Raw genomic sequence first — 15,471 nt, 5'->3', positions numbered from 1 at the left:
GGTGTGGGCCGGACGTTGCCGCGATGGGTTTCCGCTTCGCCCGCAGTCGGCTTTCCCCTCATAGGTACAGTTTCTCTTATGGATGCCATTGAGCTCGACCCCACCGGCGACGCCTTCGACGCCCTGGAGCCCACGGAGCGTCCGCGCCCGGCGCCCGGCCCGGGGCAGGTGCGCGTGCGACTCCGGGCCGCGTCCATCAACTACCGGGATCTGTCAATTGCCTGGGGGACGTATCCGGCCCAGCAGGACGCACCCGTCATCCCGCTCTCGGACGGGGCCGGGGTTGTAGATGCTGTGGGAGAGGGGGTGACGCGCTTCGAAGAGGGCGACCGGGTGGTGAATACCTTCTCGCAGGTACCGCCCGATGCCCCGCCCTCGGCCCCCCGGCAGGCCCTCGGCGCTCCGCTCGATGGCACCCTGTCGGAGTTCCAGGTCTTCCACGAAAGCGGCCTCCTGCCCGTGCCCGACTCCCTTTCCTTCGAGGAGGCCGCCACGTTGCCGTGCGCGGCCCACACGGCCTGGCACGCCCTCTTCGGGGCGGGCACGCCCGTTCAGCCCGGTCAGACAGTTCTGATGTTGGGGACGGGCGGGGTGTCCATCTTTGCCCTCCAGTTTGCTAAGGCGGCCGGCGCCCGTACGTTCATCACCTCGTCGAGCGACGACAAGTTGGAGCGCGCCCGTGCCCTCGGGGCCGACGAGACCATCAACTACGAGCGCACGCCCGACTGGCACGAGCCCGTTCTAGAGCGGACCGACGGGGAAGGGGTGGATTGCGTGGTCGAGGTGGGGGGCACCGGTACACTGGGGCGCTCCTTCCAGGCCGTGGCGCCGGAGGGCAAAATTGGACTGATCGGGGTGCTCACCGACGCGGACGAGAACCCGAACCCGCAAATGCTCATGCAGCGCCGGGGGCACCTCCACGGCATTTACGTGGGCTCGATCGACCACCCGCGCGACTCCTTCGCGGCTATGAACGCCGCGATTCAGACCAACGACATCCGGCCGGTTGTGGACCGGACCTTTCCGATGGAGGAGGCGCAGGAGGCCTACCAGTACCAGGCCGACCAGGCCCACTTCGGGAAGGTCGTCATCTCGATTTAGGAACCGATGGCGGACAGAACGGGGGCGAGCCGGTGTTTGAGAATCGTTGCGGACGAAGGCATCGGCGGGGCAACGAAGCACTAGGGGGAACGTACCTTAGGTTGACAGGCGTTGTCCTACGGATCCCCCTAGCACCCCGTGTTTGACCCTCAGACCCTCGCCCGCCCGGGAACCGTCCTGCTCGACTCGGCCCGGCCCGACGCCGAAAACCAGTGGAGCTACGGCTTCACGGCCCCGAAACGCGTCCACACTGCGTCCACCGCGGCGGCCGTGAAGGGGCTGGTCGAAACGCTCCAGCAGGAAACGGCCCGTGGCAATTACGTTGCGGGGTACCTTTCGTACGAGGCCGGCTACCCGTTTGTGGACCTCGACATCCCGGAGCGGGCCGACTCCCCCCTCGCGTGGTTTGGCGTCTACGACGCGCCGTGCCGCCTCGCGCCGGCGGACGTGGAGGCGGGCCTGCGAACCCTCGACGGGCGTCCTGCCGTGGAGGACCTTCGACTCGGCGTCGCGGAGTCGGACTACATCGAGGACATCCGGGCGGTCCGGCGCCACATCGGGAAGGGGAACGTGTATCAGATCAACTACACGGCGCCGCTCCGCTTTCGCCTGGAGGGCGACCCGCGGGGCCTCTATCGTCGCCTGCGGGCCCGGCAGCGCGTCCCGTACGCCGCGTACCTGCACTGCGGCGACCGACAGATCCTGTCCCTGTCGCCCGAACTGTTCTTTCGGCGCGAGGGCGACCGGCTGGTGACCCGGCCCATGAAGGGCACCATCCGGCGCGGCCGTACCCTGGAAGAGGACCAAGCCCTGCGGGACGAGCTTGCCGCCGATCCGAAAAACCGGGCGGAGAACCTAATGATTGTCGACCTGCTCCGCAACGACCTGTCGGTGTGTTGCCGCCCGGGCACGGTTACGGTGCCGTCCCTCTACGACACGGAGCCGTACCGGACGGTCACGCAGATGACGTCCACCGTCGAGGGGCGCCTCCGAGACGAGGCGGGCCTCGCCGAGGTGCTCCGCGCGCTGTTTCCGTGCGGCTCCATCACTGGGGCCCCCAAGCGCCGCGCCATGCGGACCATCCAAACCCTGGAATCGGATCCCCGCGGCGTCTACTGCGGGGCCGTCGGCATGGCGGGCCCGGACGACACGGCTGTCTTCAGCGTGGCGATCCGCACCGCCGTCCTCGACGGGGGCGACGGCACCATGGGCATTGGCAGCGGCATCGTATGGGACTCCGACCCGGCGGCCGAGTACGACGAGTGCAAGCTGAAGGGCGATTTCCTGACGCAGGACCGGTCCGTGCAGACGACATCGACGACGCCTCCCGACGAGGACCTGAAGCTCATCGAAACGATGCGTGCCGACGACGGGCAGATTGAATTTCTCGACCGGCACGTGGCACGTCTCGCCCGTTCGGCCGGCTACTTCTCGTTCCCCTTCGACGAGGCGCGGTTTCGGCGCCGCGTGCGGCGGGCGGTGGCTGAAAACGAGAACGAACCGCACGCCAAGGTCCGAGCGACGCTCGACCGCTGGGGCCGCATCGCGGTTCAGACCACCCCGATCCAGGGGGCGTCGGGCGTGCCGTGGCGGCTGACCATTGCGGAGGAGCGGGTGGACCGCTCCGACCCGCTGTTCTTCCACAAGACCACGCGGCGCGGCCTGTACGAGCGCGCCCTCCGCAGGGCTCGCGATGAGGGGTTCGACGAGGCAATTCTCCTGAATCAGGACGGGCAGGTGACCGAGGGCGCCTACAGCAACGTGTTCGTTCGGCGGGGCGATGCGCTGTGGACCCCGCCGGCGGAGGCCGGCCTCCTGGCGGGCGTGTATCGGGACCACGTATTGGAGACGCATCCGGAGGCTACGGAGCGCCCCCTGCGCCTTCAGGATCTTCGAGAGGCGGACGCCCTGTACTGCTGCAACGCGGTCCGGGGCTGGTGCGAGGCGGAGCTTGTGGTGGCGGCCGAGGTCCCCGCTCCGAGTTGAAATTGGGCCCCCAAATTCCTAAGGTAGCCCCAGTGGGAGTGGGCAACCCTCCGAAAAATCGAAGCCCTTCCGGATGGGGCGCCCCCGCACTTCGCTGCTCCGCACACGACCCCTCTGCCCGTCATGGCCGACGCCGACGCTGCCCTCGAAGCCCGACTGTCCGACCAGGAGTATCTCCGCCCTCCCTCCGCATTCGTGGGGCAGGCCAACGTGTCGGACCCGGCGATCTACGATCGGTTCGACGACTTTCCGGAAGGATTTGAGGAGTACGCCGACCTTCTGGACTGGGACACCCGCTGGGACGAGGTCTTCGACGGGTCCGACCCGCCCTTCTTCGAGTGGTTTACGGGCGGGGAGCTCAACGCCTGCTACAACTGCGTGGACCGTCACCTCCACGAGCGGCCCAACCAGGCGGCCTTCATCTGGGAGGGCGAGGACGGCACCCGGCGCACGCTGACGTACCGGGATCTCTACCGGGAAGTCAACAAGATGGCGGCCTCGCTCCGCGACGTGGGGGTCCAGGAGGACGACGTGGTTACGCTCCACCTTCCGATGGTGCCCGCGCTGCCCATCACCATGCTCGCCTGTGCCCGCATCGGCGCGCCGCACTCGGTCGTCTTTGGCGGCTTCTCGGCCAGCGCCCTCGCCCAGCGCGCCACCGATGCCGACTCCGACGTCATCGTCACGATCGACGGCTACTACCGGCGGGGCGAGTTCTTGCACCACAAGGAGAAGGCCGACACCGCCGTGGAGGAGGCGGACACCGACATCGACACGGTGCTGGTGTGGGAGCGCCACGAGGGAACCCTTCACCCCGAGGCCGACCTGGAGGAGGGACGCGACATCCTCGTGTCCGAGCTCCTCGCCAACAACGAACGGGCGCGAGTCGAGCCGGTGTCGCGCGACGCCGAAGACACTCTCTTCCTGATGTACACGTCCGGCACCACCGGCAAGCCGAAGGGGGCCCAGCACCGGACCGGCGGCTACCTCAGCTACGTGGCGGGCACGTCGAAGTACGTCCTCGACATCAAGCCCAATGACACCTACTGGTGTGCCGCCGACATCGGATGGATTACCGGCCACTCCTACATCGTCTACGGCCCGCTCGCCCTAGGCACGACGAGCGTGATGCGGGAGGGCGCGCCCGACCATCCGCACAAGGGCGTCACCTGGGAAATTGCCGAGCGGCACGACGTCGACATCTTCCACACCTCCCCCACGGCGGTGCGGATGTACATGAAGTGGGGGAAGGAGCACCCGGCGTCGTACGACTTCAACTTCCGCCACATGACGACGGTCGGGGAGCCCATTCAGCCGGAGGCGTGGCTCTGGTACTACACGCACATCGGAAACGAGGACGCCGTCATCGTCGACACCTGGTGGCAGACGGAGACGGGGGGCCACCTCATCACCAACCTGCCGGCCCTACAGGACATGAAGCCCGGCTCGGCCGGGCGTCCGTGCCCCGGCATCCAGCCGGCCATCTACGACAACAACGGCACGCCCGTGGAGGCCGCGAGCGGGCAGGCCGGCAACTTGGTGATCGAGCGCCCCTGGCCGGGCATGCTGCAGACCGTGTACGGCGACGACCAGCGCTTCATCAACGAGTACTGGCGCCGCTTCTCGGACGTCGACTCCGACGACTGGCGCGACTGGGTCTACGAGGCCGGGGACGGGGCCGTGCACGCCCAGGACGGCTACTTCCGCGTCCTGGGGCGCCTCGACGACGTGATGAACGTGGCCGGGCACCGGCTCGGCACCATGGAGCTGGAGTCGGCCGTGGCCCAGGTGTCCGAGGTGGCCGAGGCCGCAGTGGCCGCCCGGCAGGACGACCAGAAGGGAAACGTGCCCGACGTGTACGTCACGCCCCGCGACGGGGTGGCGGCGTCCGACGAGCTCCGGCAGGACATCGTCGCCGCCGTTGAGAAAGAGATCGGGGCCTTTGCCCGCCCGGGAAACGTCATCTTCGTCGGGGATCTCCCCAAGACGCGCTCCGGCAAGATTATGCGTCGCCTCCTCGAAAACATCTCCAACGGGAAGGACCTCGGCGACACCACCACCCTCCGCGACCCGAGCGTCCCCGAAGAAATACGGCGGCAGGTTCAGGAGGCGTAGCCCCGTCCCTCCTGGCCCCGAGGATTACGGGGATGGGGGAACGAGACGGGTTGTGTTTGGGATCGGGGCCTGCCCAACCGAGACGGGCGGGGGACGGGTGCGGGACAGGAGGGAGCGGGCAAAGAACCGTGAGGGCTCGAACCGCAGGCGCCGCACCGTGAGGCCGCCGCGGGGGCCCTGCATCCATCCGTCCCAGTGCGTTGGGGCGGGCCCGAGGGGAAGCGGGACGATGCGGGCCGGCCCCCCGGAAAGGCTGGAGGCGTGGCCCCGGCCGGGACGGTCCAGCGGCGCGAATCGGGTGCTGCTCAGTGCGGACACGTCCTCCGCGACGAGACTGTCGGCCGCCCATACGGGAAAGAAGCGGCGCTCGGAGGCAGCGCGCTCCCACCGCCACTGTCGCACGTCGGTGCCGTAGCGACGCGTGAGCGAGTCGACGGCCGCGCGAAATGTTCGGCGCCGGCGCGGCCCCGCAAAGAAGACCGAATCGGTCGGGGTTGGGCGACGGCCAATCTCGCGTCGGTAGGCGCGCATCCACTCCGCAAAGACCACCGCCCCGATGCTGGCCGGATCGTAGACGGCGTCCCAGTTGCGCAGGTAGGAGCGGGCGTCGATGGTCGTGGAGTCGGGAGCGTTGAGCGACGCCAGGTCGGGAAGGAGGGTCGGAAGGAGGGCGGCCGCCCAGGCGCTCGAGTCGCTCGCGCTCCACTGGGCCGGAGCAACGGGGCGAGACCGGGCCTGCGCCCGGAGCACGTCGGCCTGGTGGGCGGCCCAGCCGGACCGACCGACGAGGATGGAGGCGGGCCCGCGGTCGACCACAGGCGGTTGGCCCTGGACCGACCACGCCCCCGTCGAGTCCACCCGGAGTCCCTCGCCCTCCACGAGATGGAAGTCCGGCGCGGCGGCGTCACGCTGCGCGTCCAGGTGGGCCGTGGCGAGCCACCGCGGTAGATCCGTGCGGGCGCGGAGGCCGGGCCACTCCAACACCCAGGCCGAGTCGGGGGAGATGGGGCCCACGCGGACCCGCGCCCCGTGCCGCTGAATCTCAACCAACTGCTCGCCGCCCTGGGCCGGCGCGATGCGCTCGTGGCGGGAGCGGGCCTCTGTGGAGTCAACCTCGATTGGGACGAGTGTGGCGTCGCTGTGGAGCAGATAGGTCCATCGACGCCCGTTCGTGCGGCCGGTCGGGAAGAGCGGAGCGCCCGGGAGGGAGGCCGCGACCGTGGGGGCGGCATCGGGGCGCCGAATGACGACCTCCTGCACCACCGGATTGGCCGTGGCCCCCAGCACGTGCTTGGCGAAGAGAACGGTCCGGGTCGTGTCGCCCGGTGCCCCCGCGGCCCACGCCACGCTGCGCGACCGCCCATGCAGGCGGAGCCAGCGTCGGAGCCGACGGTCGGCGGCCCGAAAGTCGGCCAGGCCGGAATCGGGGGCGGTGGGGGCGGCCGTAGGGGCGGTGCCCGTCCAGGCCACCAGCCGTGCGAGGGCCAACGAGTGCCAGGGGGCCCAGCGCTTCGGGGCAAGGTCAAAGTGCAGAAAGGGCTCCCGCTGTTGCACGCGGTTGGACCGAAGGGCCGCGTTCAGCCCGCGGGCGTAGGCCTGAAGGCGCTCCCGGGTCGCGGTGCTGAGCCGCTCGTAGGCCCGGCGCGCGTGGTGCGCGAAGCCGAGCCGACGCGCATGTCGATCGACGGGCACGAGGCCGTCGCCGAACGCAGTGGAGAGCGTGCCGAGGGCCGTGTGACGCCACACCGTCAGCGTCCAGGCCCGCTTCATGCCGTGCACGTAGCCCAATGCCGTGAGCGCGTCGGTCGCGTGGGTGGCTTCGATCGTCGCGGTATGGCGATCCGTCCAGCCGACCGTCGTGGTGTCCCGGAGGTCCGCGATCGGATGCGCGGCCGGTGGGGGGGAGACCGGGCCGCCGAGGGCCCACCACAGGACGGCTCCGCCGACAGCGATGAGGACCCCCGCCAGCCCAAAGTAGAGGCGTCGAGACACGAGCTTGGGGGATGGGACGTGGAAACGAGCAGCGGGCCCTACGGCCGGGTGTCATCGAGCCACTGCACGAAGGCATCCAGGGACTTCGCGTTGAGGCACTGGTCGGGCGTGAGCCAGCCCTTCCGGCCCACGGCCACGCCCCACTTCACGTAGTCGAGCTCCGCGGTTGCGTGGGCGTCCGGATTGATCGAGATCAGGACCCCCTGATCGGTGGCGTGACGAACCCACCGCCAGTCGAGGTCGAGCCGGTGCGGGTTGGCGTTCAACTCCAACGCCACGTCGTGCTCGGCGCACGCCGCAATCACACGTTCGTGGTCGATCGGGTACCCCTCCCGGCCCAGGAGGAGGCGGCCCGTCGGGTGGCCCAGGATGCGGGTGTGCGGGCTTTCGACGGCGCGGACGAGGCGCTCGGTGGCTTCCTCCTCCGTCATGCTAAAGCCGGTGTGGACACTCCCCACCACGAAATCGAAGGCCTCGAGGACCTCCTGCTCGTAGTCGAGGGATCCGTCGCGGAGAATGTCGCTCTCGATGCCATGGAAAATGCGGAAGGGGGGCTCGTCGTCCGCAAGCTCATCGTTGAGCCGGTCCACCGCGTCGCGTTGATCGCGGACCTCCTCGGGCGACAGGCCGTCGGCAATACGAAGCGACTGGCTGTGGTCGCAGATGCCGAAGTACGAGTAGCCGCGGTCCCGCGCCGCTAGGGCCATCTCGCGCAGGGTGTGCGCCCCGTCGCTGTAGGTGGAGTGGTTGTGGAGGCAGCCGTCGAGGTCCTCCGTCGTGAGCAGCTCCGGCAGCGCATTGTCGGCCGCCGCCTGCACCTCCCCTTGTCCTTCGCGAAGGGCGGGCGGAACGACCGACAATCCAGCGGCCCGGTAGAGGGCTTCTTCGTCAGCGTGATCGGCGGGGGAGTCGGCGTGTTCGGTCACCGCAGTGCAGTGGTCGGCGGTGCCGGTGGTGCGCCACCAGGCCGTCCCGAACCGGTCCGGCGACGTGAGGTGTACCGCGACCGGCAGTCCCTCGTCGAGGCGGCCCGTCACCACCGAGTCTTCCCGGGTCGGGGCGTCGAGGTGCGCGTCGAGCCAGTCCACGACCGATGGGGCGGTGGCGGTAGACACGAGAACGTCGGCCCGTTCCATCGTTTCGGTGTGGCGCCGGAGGGCCCCGGCGGGCACGGCGCGGTCGACCGCGTCGAGGCCCCGGAGCGACTGGAGAAAGGAATGGGCTGCCGCCCAGGCGTCGGCGAGGCGCCACTGTGCTTCATAGCGCCGGAGCTGGCGCACGTTCTCCAGAATGTTCTGCTGCGTCTTGGCGCCGAAGCCGTCGAGGGCTGTGATCCGATCGGCCTCCGCGGCGTGCTCCAGCTCGTCGAGCGAGGCAATGTCGAGCTCCGTCCAGAGGCGGCGGGTTCGTTTCGTCCCGAGCCCGTTCACCTGCAGGACATCCAGGAGGCCGGGCGGGACGGCACTGAGCAACTCGTCGCGAAGGGCGAACGAGCCCCCATGAACAATGTCGCTGATGTGATCCGCCATGCCGTCTCCAATTCCGGACACCTCGACGAGGGTGTCCTCACGGAGCCGGTCGGCGGCAGGGGCGTCGAGGTCCTGCAGGGACCGGGCCGCCCGGGCGAAGGCCCGGGCCCGGTGCGGATTTCCGCCCGTGAGTTCGAGCAGGTCGGCCGTTTCCTGTAAAATCTGGGCAACCTCGTCGTTGCGCATAGACGTACGGGACTCCAGGGAATCATGGCGGCGAGTGGGACACATCCGCAACATACCGGGCCGCCGAATTGATTCCAACGAGGGACGGAAAGCGTCACGCTACACGAACCGGTGAATTTGAGCAAAAGTCGTGGGCCTCGCGGTACTGTTGAAGGAGTGTTCACGGCAGTCAGGGGCGGAACGGAGAGGAACCCTGGACGGGCGGGTCCCTTGGGAATGGGGGCATTTCGAGAATCGCGCCCCGGCGTGTTGTGCACGGCCGTAAATGTTGCCTGAACGTGTTCTTCCCACTTCGTTCACGAAAAGCAGCCGCAAAAACCCGGGGTGCGCGTAAATTCGTCAATTTCGTCCTTTGACACCCTCTGCCGGGCTGTGTATACTAGGTAATTGTGAAGCAGAGCCTACGGATCTGCTTGCACGCATGCTGCTGTATTCGCTTGTGAGAGACTGATTCTACGGGCCTTCCCCCTGCTGGCGTGTAGCGTTCAGGGCCGCTCCGGCCGGTCCCATCAACCGGGCTTGTCCCAGTCTCGTACCCCTCACACCTGACTTTCATCCTCCAATAGACTCGACTGAGCACTAGCCACTTATGGTCATCCTGGATAAATTGTCGGTTCACCTTCTGCTTCTGCTGCCCCAACAGTCCGGCGGAAGCGGTGCCATCAATGCCCTCGTTGAACGCTTCAACGAGGGGGGCGAGTGGATGTGGCCCGTTCTCATTTGCCTCATCATTGGGCTTGCAATTTCGTTTGAGCGCATCATTTCGCTGAACCGTGCCGACATCAACACGCAGGCGTTTCTACAGCGTGTGAAGGAGGCCCTCGACGAGGGGGGGATCCCGGCGGCCGAGGAGGAGTGCGCCAGCACGCGTGGCCCCGTTGCGTCTGTCTTTCAGGCCGGGCTGCTCCGGGCCGACGAAGGCATCGACGCCGTAGAAGAGGCGGTCGTCTCCTACGGCTCCATCGAGATGAGCTTCCTCGAACGGGGACTCGTCTGGCTTTCGCTCTTCATTAGCGTCGCCCCGATGCTCGGCTTCCTCGGAACCGTTATCGGCATGATCGAGGCCTTTGACTCGATCGAGCAGGCCGGAGACATTTCCCCGCGGCTCGTGGCCGGCGGCATTAAGATTGCCCTCCTGACGACCGCCTTTGGGCTTATCGTGGCGGTCATCCTTCAATTCTTCTACAACTACGCCGTGTCGAAGATTGACCGGTTGGTGGCCGAAATGGAGGATGCATCCATCGAGTTGGTCGACGCGCTCGTGGCCCTGGAGCGGGGCGAGTCCGCCACGGCCGAGAAGTCAATTCCGGAAAGCGTTGGCGAACGAGAAGAGTAGGGATGCGGACGGCCCCCTGCGTGCCGCCGACCCCGCGGGCGCAGGGGCCTGGTTCCCGGGTCCCCTTCTCTCTTTTTCCAACGATAGACCGATAGTCCTTTTATGAGTCAAAATGCCATTCTCCCCATTGCCATCTGGGCCGCCATCGCCCTCGCCGGGCTCAGCCTGTTGGGCATGGGCATCTTCGGCCTCCGCAGCCTCGTGTACGGCAAGGTGCAGCCCCTTAGCATCGCCATCATCGCCATCCCCGGGGTGCTCATTGCCGTCCTCGGGGCCACGATGCAAACGTGGGTCCAGGCGGGCATATACACCCTCGTCGTCATGTTTGGCCTGGCTGCCTTGAGCCTCTTGTTAACGGGCCTGCGCAAACTCTTTATGATGTAGCCGCCCGGCCCCCGACAATGCACTGAACTGTCCACCGGTAGCGATCTCACAATTATGCCTGGACTGCTGGAAAAGCGGCGCAGCGACCGAGAAGAAGCGTCCATCCCGACCGCGGGAATGGCGGACATTGCCTTTCTGCTCCTCATTTTCTTTCTGGTGACCACGACCATTAACGTCGACACCGGAATCGGCATGACCCTGCCGCCGAAGCTGAAGCCGGAGCAGGAGCCCCCCCCGGTGAAGGAGCGCAACCTCATGAACGTGTTGGTGAACGCCTCCGGGGACGTGCTGGTCGACGAGGAGCGGGCTCGCGTGGCCGAAATCCGCGACCGCGTCAAGAAGCACGTGCTGAACTATGGAGAGGACCCGAGCCTGTCCGCGAGCCCGGACGACGCGGTGATCTCGATCAAGACCGACGCGGCGACGCCCTACAACACGTATATCGAGGTTCTCGATGAGGTGTGGATGTCGTACCGCGAGATCTGGGACCAAATTGCCCGGACCAACCGGCTTCCGGGCCCCGATGGCGGGTCGGCCGGGCTCGACCAGACCTATTCGAGCTACCGGGAGTATTACAACCAGCTCGGCCCGGACGAGGACAATCAGATTCGGGACACCTTCGGCGCTCAGATCTCGATTGCCGAGCCCGACACCGGTGAGTAGGGGCTTCGCCTCCCGGACAGGAGCGTCCGACCCATCCGTTTTTGTTCACTGATACCTCCTTCTCATGGCGTCGCAGAAGTTTCAACGGGGAAGCTCGAGCACGGAGCCGGAGTTTACGACCGCTTCGCTCCCGGACATCGTCTTCATGCTGCTGATCTTCTTCATGGTAGCAACGGTGCTCCGAGAGACGGACATCAAGGTCCGGACCCAGCTCCCACAGGCGGAAGCCTTGACGAAAATCGACCAGAAGCGGCTCATCTCGAAGGTGCACATTGGCCCTCTCAAGCGGGGCGAGAATCAGGGCGACACCGCGATCCAGATCGATGACGCCTTGATCGAGAACCGACGCACCATCCGCCAGATCATGTACAACAAGTTGCAGGAGCAGCCGCAGCTGATTGTGTCTCTCAAGGTCGACCAGGAGTCCGAGATGCAGATCGTCAACGAGGTGCAGCAGGAGCTCCGAGAGGCGAATGCGCTCCGCATCAACTACTCGTCCAACCGCGAGGGCCCCCCTCCGTCCTGATGAGTTGCGCCCTCGCCCCAAAAAAGCTCTGCTTCCCGGCAGGGCTTTTTTGTTTGGCCCGGCGTGTCTTTCGCGGCCCTGCGTCGAGGAACGGAGGGCCCTCAAATTGCAGTTCCGCTTTTCTCACTGATTCCGAACCACATCCCCATCTATGGCTCATCAACTCACCCTGCTTCCCGGCGACGGCATCGGCCCCGAAGTTACCGAGGCGACCCTCCAAGTCATTGAGGCCGCCGGTGTAGACATCGACTGGGACCGCCACCGCGTGATTGGAGCGAATGCGGTCGAACGAGGGCGCCCCGCGTTGCCGTCGGACATCGTCGACTCCATCCAAGAACGCGGGACGGCCCTCAAGGGGCCCGTGACGACGCCGGTGGGACAAGGGTTTACGAGTGTCAACGTGCAGCTCCGTCAGCGCCTGGACCTGTACTCGAACGTCCGGCCCGCCACGAGCCTGGAGGGGCTGGACACGCCCTTCGACGACGTCGACCTGATCATCTTCCGCGAAAATACGGAGGGGCTCTACTCCGGCATCGAGTACTACGACGAACGGCTCGACATTGCGGACTCGATTGCCCGGGTGACCAAGCGGGGGGCCGAGCGCATCATCCGCTTCTGCTTCGAGTACGCGCAGGCCCACGGCCGTGAGCACGTCACGCTCGCCCACAAGGCCAATATTCTCAAGAAAACGTCGGGGCTCTTCCTGGACATTGGCCGCGATTTGGCGGCGGAGTATCCGGACATTGAGTTTGAGGACAGCATCATCGACAATCTGTGCATGCAGCTCGTCACCAACCCGGAGAACTACGACTGCATCGTGTCGACGAACCTCTTCGGCGACATCCTAAGTGACTTGACGGCCGGGCTCGTCGGGGGGCTGGGGGTGACGCCCGGGGCCAACATCGGGGACGAGCTGGCGGTCTTTGAGGCGGTTCACGGGAGCGCGCCGGACATTGCGGGCCAGAATGTGGCGAACCCCACGGCGATGACCCGGACGGCCGCGATGATGCTCCAGCACATTGGCGAGGACGAGGCGGCCGCGGCGATCGAACAGTCCCTCTTTGCCATGTACCGGGACGGCGACACGCTGACGCAGGACGTGGGGGGGGACGCCTCGACGTCCGAGTTCGCCGACGCCCTCTCGGACCGAGTGGCGAGCAAAGTTGAAGCGTAACTGATTGCCCGACCTGACCGCCATGATCCAACGCATCCAAACCGTCTACCTGCTCCTCGGCGCCCTCGCACTGGCGGCCACGGGTCTCTTCGAGGTCCCCTGGAGCGACCCCGCCGCGCAGCGGTACGCCTGGTTCGTCCCGTCGGTCGCTGGGCTGGTCGTGGGGACCGCCGCGACCGCACTCGGCGCCATTTTTCTCTACGAGCGGCGCAAGACGCAGCGAACGGTCGTGTACGGGCTTCAGGTGCTCACCATCGTGCTCGCGGGGGTACTGTACGGCGGGCTATATACGACCGGCACCCTCACCTTCACCGATCCGACGGGGATTCTGTGGAGCCGTACGATCGTGCTGCTGCTTCCCATGGTCGCGTACGTCCTGTTTCGGCTGGCGCGCCGGGGCATCGAAAGCGACATCGAGCTCGTGGAGTCGATGGACCGGATCCGGTAGCCGCGGCACTGGCCCGCTCCCCTCATGTCCGACTGGCCCCGCCGGATCTACGTCGTCCTGAGCCTCGGCGTCCTCAGCTTCGCCTTTGCGCCCATTCTGGTGCGCTGGGCGGGGGACGTGCCGGGCCTCGCGATTGCGGTGTGGCGGACCGTGACGGCGGCGGCCGTGCTGATTCCGGTCGCGGCGGCCCGCACCGCACCGGAGCTCCGGCGGTTGACGCGTCGAGACGTCATGCTGACGGGCGCGGCCGGCGTCTTTCTGGGGCTGCACTTCATTGCGTGGATTGAGTCGCTGTACCACACGACGGTGGCCAGCGCTTCGGTGCTGGTGACGACGAGCCCGATCATCCTGGCCGCCCTGGGCTACCTGTTTCTGGGGGAGCGACTGCGCCGCGGAACCGTCCTTGCCATTGGAATTGCGGTCGGCGGGGCGGGGCTGATCGGGTGGGCCGACGCGGGGACGGTGGCCCTGGGACAGGGGGCGCTCCTGGGGAACGCGCTGGCGTTGAGCGGGGCGCTTCTGGTGAGCGTGTATCTGCTCATTGGGCGGGTCGTCCGGCAGAAGGTGTCCTGGCTGGCGTACGTGACGCCCCTCTACGCGGTGGCGGCGCTGACGGCCCTGGCGGCCGCCGTCCTGCGGGGCGTGCCGCTGACGGGCTACTCCTGGTCCTTCTACGCGGTTTGTGCCGGGCTTGCCCTGGGGCCGCAGGTGCTGGGGCACGGGTCCTTCAATTACGCCCTTCAGCGCGTGCCGGCTGCCCTCGTGGGCATGCTGGCGCTCCTGGAGCCGGTGGGGGCGTCGCTCCTCGCGTACGGCCTGTTCGGGGAGGTGCCGCCGCCCGCCTCCATCGTGGGGATGGTGGTGGTCCTGGCCGCGGTGGCGGTCGTCGTCTGGCGGCGCGAGGCGCGGCCCGAGGGGGCCGCCGACCCGGCCCCCTCAGGGGCGGTCGTCCGGGAGGACGAAGCGTGACCGCGGGAGGTCAGCGAAGGTGCGGCGGCCGCGGAGAAAATAATCGGCGGGCACGAGGCCGCGGTAGAACGGCAACACCGCCGGGTCGGCGGGGGCGGGCCGCGTGTCGTGGTAGTGCCGGCGCATGCGGAAGGCGTCCCGGTAGGACCGGAGGATGGCCGTGGCCTCCCGCCCTCGTCCCTGTGCGAGCACGCGCCCGAGGGCCGCTACGTCACAGGCCACCCGGAGCGGCAGGGTCTGGCGCCAGGCCGAGGGCGGGAGGTTCTTGTAGAGCATGAGCAGGCTGTTCCGGTAGTTGTAGTATGTCTTCCGGGGGGACGACTGTGGAAGCGACGCGCCCCCGATGTGGTACACCGTGCTCTCCGGGGCCACGCGGACCCGGTAGCCGTGACGCCAGAGCCGCCAGCAGAGGTCGATCTCCTCCATGTGCATCTCGAACCGCTCGTCGAGGGGGCCGACCTCGTCCAGGGCCGAGCGACGGAGCAGGAGGGCCGCCCCGGTGGCCCAGAAGACGTCGCGCGGATCGTCGTACTGCCCCCGGTCGCGTTCCATGGTCTCGAAGAGGCGCCCCCGGGTGAAGGGGTAGCCCGCGCGGTCCAGGAAGCCGCCGGCGCCCCCGGCGTACTCGAACCGGCCGCGGTCGTCGTACTGAAGCAGCTTGGGCTGCACGGCGGCGACATCAGGCCGCCCGGCGGCTGCTTCCACGAGCGGGTGCAGCCAGCCGGGGGGGACTTCCACGTCATTGTTCAGCAGCACCACAAACCGGCCGGAGGCGTGGGGCAGGGCGGCGTTGTTGCCGCGGCAGAAGAGCCAGTTGCCGGGGTGGCGGACGATTTTGACCTCCGGATGTTCGCGGGCGACCCAGGCCGCGGTGCCGTCCGTGGAGGCGTTGTCGGCCAGGATAATTTCGAAGTTCGGGTAGTCGGTGGCCACCACGGAGGGGAGACACGTCTGCACCAGCTCCTTCGCGTTCCAGGTGACGATGATGATGGACACCGGCGGGGCGGACATGAGAGAACCGGCCTGCGGCCGAACCGCGTGGGGAAGAGAACGAACGCTGCG

13 protein-coding genes are annotated in these 15,471 nt (G+C 67.5%); 10 read left to right on the top strand and 3 right to left on the bottom strand.

Annotation, left to right across the window (positions count from 1 at the left end; all coding sequences use genetic code 11):
- The first annotated feature begins 78 nt into the window (after positions 1–78).
- The 3 genes from SRU_RS08900 (at position 79) to acs (ending at position 5,202) form a co-directional block, all read left to right on the top strand.
- On the top strand, positions 79–1,101 hold the full coding sequence (locus tag SRU_RS08900) for a zinc-dependent alcohol dehydrogenase family protein (protein ID WP_011404431.1): 1,023 nt from the start codon (positions 79–81) through the stop codon (positions 1,099–1,101).
- Positions 1,102–1,239: 138 nt separating this feature from the next.
- On the top strand, positions 1,240–3,087 hold the full coding sequence (gene pabB / locus SRU_RS08895; RefSeq protein WP_011404430.1) for an aminodeoxychorismate synthase component I: 1,848 nt from the start codon (positions 1,240–1,242) through the stop codon (positions 3,085–3,087).
- 123 nt (positions 3,088–3,210) lie between these two features.
- A complete protein-coding gene (gene acs, locus SRU_RS08890; protein ID WP_011404429.1) occupies positions 3,211–5,202 on the top strand; it encodes an acetate--CoA ligase in 1,992 nt (663 codons plus the stop codon).
- Positions 5,203–5,226: 24 nt separating this feature from the next.
- Here acs and SRU_RS08885 read toward each other — a convergent pair whose 3' ends face one another.
- Together SRU_RS08885 and SRU_RS08880 are read right to left on the bottom strand one after the other, a co-directional pair.
- Positions 5,227–7,194, bottom strand: a complete 1,968-nt coding sequence (locus SRU_RS08885; RefSeq protein WP_011404428.1) for a penicillin acylase family protein — start codon at positions 7,192–7,194, stop codon at positions 5,227–5,229.
- Positions 7,195–7,232: 38 nt separating this feature from the next.
- The gene (locus SRU_RS08880) at positions 7,233–8,909 is read right to left on the bottom strand and encodes a helix-hairpin-helix domain-containing protein (protein ID WP_237701692.1); all 1,677 of its coding nucleotides are present in this window, start codon (positions 8,907–8,909) and stop codon (positions 7,233–7,235) included.
- 589 nt (positions 8,910–9,498) lie between these two features.
- Between SRU_RS08880 and SRU_RS08875 the strand changes: the two genes are divergently transcribed.
- The 7 genes from SRU_RS08875 to SRU_RS08845 all read left to right on the top strand — a co-directional run bounded on the left by SRU_RS08875 (position 9,499) and on the right by SRU_RS08845 (position 14,409).
- Positions 9,499–10,245 (top strand): MotA/TolQ/ExbB proton channel family protein, encoded by a 747-nt coding sequence (locus tag SRU_RS08875; protein ID WP_013062145.1) that lies wholly within the window; start codon positions 9,499–9,501, stop codon positions 10,243–10,245.
- 102 nt (positions 10,246–10,347) lie between these two features.
- Positions 10,348–10,629: a hypothetical protein gene (locus SRU_RS08870; RefSeq protein WP_011404425.1), complete on the top strand. Its 282-nt coding sequence runs from the start codon at positions 10,348–10,350 to the stop codon at positions 10,627–10,629.
- 54 nt (positions 10,630–10,683) lie between these two features.
- Positions 10,684–11,292 (top strand): ExbD/TolR family protein, encoded by a 609-nt coding sequence (locus tag SRU_RS08865; protein WP_011404424.1) that lies wholly within the window; start codon positions 10,684–10,686, stop codon positions 11,290–11,292.
- A 64-nt stretch (positions 11,293–11,356) separates the two neighbouring features.
- Positions 11,357–11,818 (top strand): ExbD/TolR family protein, encoded by a 462-nt coding sequence (locus tag SRU_RS08860; protein WP_011404423.1) that lies wholly within the window; start codon positions 11,357–11,359, stop codon positions 11,816–11,818.
- 151 nt (positions 11,819–11,969) lie between these two features.
- Positions 11,970–12,992 carry an isocitrate/isopropylmalate dehydrogenase family protein gene (locus tag SRU_RS08855; protein WP_011404422.1) on the top strand — a complete coding sequence of 341 codons (1,023 nt, stop codon included), beginning with the start codon at positions 11,970–11,972 and terminating at the stop codon, positions 12,990–12,992.
- Between the two features lie 22 nt (positions 12,993–13,014).
- Complete coding sequence (locus SRU_RS08850; protein WP_011404421.1) at positions 13,015–13,440, top strand: DUF4293 family protein; 426 nt, start codon at positions 13,015–13,017, stop codon at positions 13,438–13,440.
- A gap of 24 nt (positions 13,441–13,464) precedes the next feature.
- Positions 13,465–14,409 (top strand): DMT family transporter, encoded by a 945-nt coding sequence (locus tag SRU_RS08845; RefSeq protein WP_011404420.1) that lies wholly within the window; start codon positions 13,465–13,467, stop codon positions 14,407–14,409.
- Here SRU_RS08845 and SRU_RS08840 read toward each other — a convergent pair.
- Positions 14,377–15,420, bottom strand: coding sequence for a glycosyltransferase family 2 protein (locus tag SRU_RS08840; RefSeq protein WP_112904127.1), 1,044 nt, complete (start codon positions 15,418–15,420; stop codon positions 14,377–14,379). The two genes, SRU_RS08845 and SRU_RS08840, sit on opposite strands and share 33 nt — an antisense overlap.
- Between the last annotated feature and the right edge of the window lie 51 nt (positions 15,421–15,471).

Origin of the sequence: Salinibacter ruber DSM 13855, from assembly GCF_000013045.1 — a bacterium.
GTDB lineage: Bacteria > Bacteroidota > Rhodothermia > Rhodothermales > Salinibacteraceae > Salinibacter > Salinibacter ruber.
This window is presented reverse-complemented; position numbering and strand designations above follow the sequence as displayed.

Bases quoted from the DNA above. Each gene is read 5' to 3' on its own strand.
- SRU_RS08900 (WP_011404431.1), top strand. From the start codon at position 79: ATGGATGCCATTGAGCTCGACCCCACCGGCGACGCCTTCGACGCCCTG.
- acs (WP_011404429.1), top strand. From the start codon at position 3,211: ATGGCCGACGCCGACGCTGCCCTCGAAGCCCGACTGTCCGACCAGGAG.
- SRU_RS08880 (WP_237701692.1), bottom strand. From the start codon at position 8,909: ATGCGCAACGACGAGGTTGCCCAGATTTTACAGGAAACGGCCGACCTG.
- SRU_RS08875 (WP_013062145.1), top strand. From the start codon at position 9,499: ATGGTCATCCTGGATAAATTGTCGGTTCACCTTCTGCTTCTGCTGCCC.
- SRU_RS08870 (WP_011404425.1), top strand. From the start codon at position 10,348: ATGAGTCAAAATGCCATTCTCCCCATTGCCATCTGGGCCGCCATCGCC.
- SRU_RS08865 (WP_011404424.1), top strand. From the start codon at position 10,684: ATGCCTGGACTGCTGGAAAAGCGGCGCAGCGACCGAGAAGAAGCGTCC.
- SRU_RS08860 (WP_011404423.1), top strand. From the start codon at position 11,357: ATGGCGTCGCAGAAGTTTCAACGGGGAAGCTCGAGCACGGAGCCGGAG.
- SRU_RS08855 (WP_011404422.1), top strand. From the start codon at position 11,970: ATGGCTCATCAACTCACCCTGCTTCCCGGCGACGGCATCGGCCCCGAA.
- SRU_RS08850 (WP_011404421.1), top strand. From the start codon at position 13,015: ATGATCCAACGCATCCAAACCGTCTACCTGCTCCTCGGCGCCCTCGCA.
- SRU_RS08845 (WP_011404420.1), top strand. From the start codon at position 13,465: ATGTCCGACTGGCCCCGCCGGATCTACGTCGTCCTGAGCCTCGGCGTC.
- SRU_RS08840 (WP_112904127.1), bottom strand. From the start codon at position 15,420: ATGTCCGCCCCGCCGGTGTCCATCATCATCGTCACCTGGAACGCGAAG.